A 4,443-nucleotide genomic window follows, 5' to 3' on the forward strand; every position below is an offset into this window, starting at 1 on the left:
TACGGTGAGGATCTGCGGCCGACCGGTCTCCTTGATCTGCGCGATCATGCGCGCCGAGTCCCGCTTGAACTCGGTCAACGGGCTGATGTCCTTGGTGATGTTCATGGTGGGCCTCCCGAAGCGCATCGAATTAGATGCGAGTATGGCACTGTTTTCGATGCGCGTCGAGGCATTCTGCGCCTACTTCAAGGCATAGACTCGCCCGCGCGCCTCAACCCTCTCGGACGTGATGGCGAGTCCGAGTTTTTTCTTCAGCGCGCCGGAGAGAAATCCTCTCGCTGTGTGCGGCGCCCACTGTGTCGCTGCAGCGATTTCATCGATAGTTGCGCCTTCCGCGCGGCGGAGCATGGCGATCACCGCCTCCTGCTTGGTGCCGCTGCGGCGGCGGGCGGGTTCAGGCGCGGTGACGGCGTCGTGCTGCCCGTCCAGCTGCTCCTCCGGATCGTCCGCGATCCCGAGGGAGCTGTAGGCCAGCGCTGTCGCGCGCAGGGTGATGGGCCCGCGCACATCGTCGTGCCGCCAGACAGTGTGGTGGTCGGTCGAGGGCACTTCCTCGATCAGCCCTCGTTTGAGGAGGCTCTTGCACACGTTGCCGACCGCACCGCCCTTGAGACTGGCGGTGACGGGAAACACCATCCCGTCCTCGCGCGCACAGGCGGCGGACAGGATGACGGCTTGGGCGTCGGATAGCTGGATCTGGGGCATGGGATCGTCTCCGGTTTTGGCCCGCGCGATATGCACGAGCTTCTACCCGGTGAAGCCCGCCATCGCGGCGGGCCGCGAAAGCTGCGTGTCTGTTTGTCACTCGGCGTGTTCGCCTTCCTTGAAGGCGCTGTCGGTAATCTCGCGCAGGCGGTCGCGGTAGTGGCTCAGGGTGCCGACATGGCCCCAATTGATCTCGTCGGGGTGGGTGTCAAAATGATCGTCGCTCAGCGCGGCGAGGCGTGCGAGCATGCTGTCGATTTCGGCCTTCGCGGCGAGGAAGGCGTCGAGGGCTTTGGAATTGTCAGTGGCGCGGCGGGTCATGGCGGAGTTCCCTCAGTTGAGTTGCATCATCCTTGTGTCATCAGAATCGCTCGACCGCGCCGGAAAGTGTAGGAAATTCAGAGCCATAAACTTGCTTTAGGATTGGGCGCCAGCAGTGCCCGCGCGGCGACCAGCCTCAAATGCTGCCTCCAGCGCCGAGCGGACCGCCCAGACGGCATGTTCGTTGAAGTCGAGGGTGTCGGCGTTGCGGGTCTCGAGGGTATCGAGGAAAAGATGACGTTCTGCGATCTTCATCAGCAGGGCATCACGCTGTGCGGGTAAGTCTGTTTTTGTGCGGCGGGGCATGGTCTGTCCTCCGAGCGGTGTTCTAGGCGGGCTCAGATGAACCCGTGCTGTTTCAGGACCGGGACGACATCGGCCAACTCAATCGTCAGGCAGTCGATCCCGATCCGGCCTGCCATCTCGAAGACCTCGGCATTCAGGTTGATGTCGTTGAGGTGACCCTGCAGCGCGGCGGTGCTCATGGCGGCGATAAAGCGGCTGCGGTCGATGAAAATGCGCGTCGTGTCGGAGGGAATTGCGATGGTCATGGTCAGTGCTCCTTGCGGTGGTTTGGGGCGGTGCGATGCACCCGTTTGCTTCATCTACAGAATCGCTCCGGTGCGGAGTATAATCAACTGAAATCGCAGCAATTTCATTGCTTTATGTGGGGCGAGGTCAAGCCATGCAGGGCCTGAGCGAACGCCAGTATGCCGCCCGCGTGGGCCTGTCGCGCGGGGCGATCCAGAAGGCCAAGGAAGCTGGCCGGCTTGTCCTGCACGCGGACGGCAGCATCGACGCCGAGGCGTCCGATCAGCGCCGCGCGACGATGACCGACCCATCGAAATCACGCGCAGCACCAAAATCATCTGCTGCGCCAAAGGGGAAACTGAAACCCGTGCCCGAGGCGGCAGTCGCCTCGGTGGGCGAGACCCTGCGCGAGGAAGGGCTGGCTGCCCCGATCGCAGGCGGCGGCACGACCTTCCTGCAGGCCAAGACCGCGAATGAGGTGCTGAAAGCGCAGGAACGCCGCATCCGGCTCTCAAGGCTGAAAGGCGAGCTGGTCGACCGCGCGCGGGCGGAAACCCTGATGTTTCGCCTTGCGCGCGAGGAACGCGATGCCTGGGTGACATGGCCTGCGCGTGTGGCGGCGCTGATGGCCTCGGAACTGGCCGCTGCTCTGGGAGAGGAGATCACAGTGGAGGCGGCGTTGATGCAGAAAGTTCTGGAAGCCCATGTCCGCGCCCAACTCGACAGCCTTGCCGATATCCGCAGCGGCCTTGGGTGAGGACGTCACCGGCTTTGATGGCGCCCGGGATCTGCTGCGCCAATGGTCGCGCGGGATCCGGCCTGATCCGAACCTGACCGTGTCGGAATGGGCGGATCGCCATCGCTGGCTGTCGTCGCGGGCCTCGGCGGAACCGGGCCGGTATCGCACGGCGCGCACGCCCTATATGCGCGAGATCATGGATGCGCTCTCGCCGGCCAGCCCCGTGCAGCGGGTGGTGTTCATGAAGGCAGCTCAAGTGGGCGCGACAGAAGCGGGCAACTGTTTCATCGGGTTCGTGATGCACCACGCACCGGGACCGATGCTGGCCGTGCAGCCGACAGTGGAACTGGCCAAGCGCAATTCGCGCCAGCGGATCGATCCGCTGATCGAGGAAAGCCCGGAGCTGCGGGAGCGGATCAAGCCTGCGCGCTCGCGTGACGCGGGCAACACGATGCTGTCGAAGGAATTCGCGGGCGGCATCCTGATCATGACGGGGGCCAACTCGGCCGTGGGCCTGCGCTCGACGCCGGCGCGGTATCTGTTTCTGGATGAGGTCGATGCCTATCCGGCCTCAGCCGACGAGGAAGGCGATCCTGTCAGCCTGGCCGAAGCCCGCTCGCTGACCTTCGCGCATCGGCGCAAGGCGCTCTTGATCTCCACCCCTACCATCCGGGGACTCTCGCGCATCGAGCGGGAATTCGAGGCGTCCGACCAGCGGCGCTATTTCGTGCCCTGTCCGCAGTGCGGGCATCGCCAATGGCTGCGGTTCGAGCGGCTGCGCTGGAAGAAGGGCCAGCCAGAGACGGCAGAGTATCACTGCGAGGGCTGTGAGAAGCCCATCGCGGAACACCACAAGACGGCCATGCTGGCGACGGGCGAATGGCGCGCAACAGCACAATCGGCGGACCCGCACACGGTCGGCTATCACCTCTCGGCGCTCTATTCGCCCATCGGCTGGCTCAGTTGGTCGCGGATTGCGCGCGCATGGGAGGCGGCACAGGGCAATGACGAGGCCATGCGCGCGTTTCGCAACACGATCCTTGGCGAGACCTGGTTCGAGACCGGCGAGGCCCCGGATTGGCAGCGGCTGGCAGAGCGGCGGGAGACATGGAAAGCGGGCACGGTGCCTGCGGGTGGCCTGTTCCTGACCGCAGGTGCCGATGTGCAGAAGGACCGGATCGAGGTTGATGTCTGGGCCTGGGGTCGCGGCTTACAAAGCTGGCTCATTGATCATGTGGTGATCGAGGGCGGCCCGGGCGATCCGGCATGCTGGCAAAAACTCAGCGATCTGCTGGGGCGAACATGGGCGCATCCCAGCGGCCAGCACCTGACCATTGCAAAACTGGCCATTGATACCGGCTATGAGACCAGCGCCGTCTACGCCTGGGCGCGGCAGGTGGGGTTTGGCCAGGTCGCACCGGTCAAAGGTCTGGAAGGGTTCAACCGGTCAAGCCCGGTGACAGGGCCGACCTATGTCGATGCGACCATCGGCGGCAAGCGTCTGCGGCGCGGTGCGCGGCTGTGGTCGGTGGCGACATCGACCTTCAAGGCCGAGACCTATCGCTTTCTGCGGCAGGACCGGCCAACGCCAGAGGAAATCACAGGCGGTGCGGAGTTCCCCGCGGGGACGGTGCATCTGCCCAATTGGGCTGACAGCGAATGGCTGAAACAGCTGACAGCCGAGCAGCTGATCACGGTCAAGTCGAAGCGCGGCTTCACCAAGCTGGAATGGCAAAAACTGCGCGAGCGCAACGAGGCGTTGGACTGCCGGGTCTACGCCCGCGCTGCTGCGTGGATCGCGGGTGCTGATCGCTGGCCGGAAGCGCGGTGGGCGGAGTTGGAGCGGCAGTTGGCGGTGGAAACAGGCACATCCGCGCCGGACACGGCTACGGGTGCTGCGACGTCGGCGCGCCCATCCGCACGGCGGCGAACAGTGCGGTCGAGCTACATGAGTTGATGAGCTCTCCGGAATCGCGCAAGGAGGGGGAGAGAGCCATTGCCGCGCGGCTGATGTTTCCTATGTGTCAACGCCGGAGTAAAATTGGGCCACGGGGCGGCGCAAAACTAGGCCACCTGGGGTTTCTGCGGGGCGCGCGTGGCGGGCGGCGGCCAGTCAGCCGCGCTCTCCATGTAGCTGGCGGGTGACT

General features: G+C 64.7%; 6 protein-coding genes. 2 read left to right on the plus strand and 4 right to left on the minus strand.

Going from position 1 to position 4,443, the window contains the following annotated elements; all coding sequences use genetic code 11:
• Positions 1 to 180: 180 nt before the first annotated feature.
• From KAK09_RS18305 to KAK09_RS18320, 4 genes are all read right to left on the minus strand, one after another.
• Complete coding sequence (locus tag KAK09_RS18305) at positions 181 to 705, minus strand: DUF3489 domain-containing protein (RefSeq protein ID WP_210880362.1); 525 nt, start codon at positions 703 to 705, stop codon at positions 181 to 183.
• Positions 706 to 801: 96 nt separating this feature from the next.
• Positions 802 to 1,026 (minus strand): hypothetical protein, encoded by a 225-nt coding sequence (locus KAK09_RS18310; RefSeq protein WP_210880363.1) that lies wholly within the window; start codon positions 1,024 to 1,026, stop codon positions 802 to 804.
• Between the two features lie 96 nt (positions 1,027 to 1,122).
• A complete protein-coding gene (locus KAK09_RS18315; RefSeq protein WP_210880364.1) occupies positions 1,123 to 1,332 on the minus strand; it encodes a DUF6900 domain-containing protein in 210 nt (69 codons plus the stop codon).
• Positions 1,333 to 1,364: 32 nt separating this feature from the next.
• Entirely contained in the window at positions 1,365 to 1,577 is a 213-nt protein-coding gene (locus KAK09_RS18320) for a hypothetical protein (protein ID WP_210880365.1), read from the minus strand.
• Positions 1,578 to 1,711: 134 nt separating this feature from the next.
• Between KAK09_RS18320 and KAK09_RS18325 the strand changes: the two genes are divergently transcribed.
• Both KAK09_RS18325 and KAK09_RS18330 read left to right on the plus strand, forming a co-directional pair.
• Complete coding sequence (locus KAK09_RS18325; RefSeq protein ID WP_210880366.1) at positions 1,712 to 2,314, plus strand: hypothetical protein; 603 nt, start codon at positions 1,712 to 1,714, stop codon at positions 2,312 to 2,314.
• Positions 2,262 to 4,253, plus strand: coding sequence for a phage terminase large subunit family protein (locus KAK09_RS18330; protein WP_210880367.1), 1,992 nt, complete (start codon positions 2,262 to 2,264; stop codon positions 4,251 to 4,253). Before KAK09_RS18325 ends, KAK09_RS18330 begins: the two co-directional genes overlap by 53 nt.
• The last annotated feature ends 190 nt before the right edge of the window (positions 4,254 to 4,443 follow it).

The organism is Roseovarius autotrophicus (assembly GCF_018069895.1).
Taxonomy (GTDB): domain Bacteria; phylum Pseudomonadota; class Alphaproteobacteria; order Rhodobacterales; family Rhodobacteraceae; genus Roseovarius; species Roseovarius autotrophicus.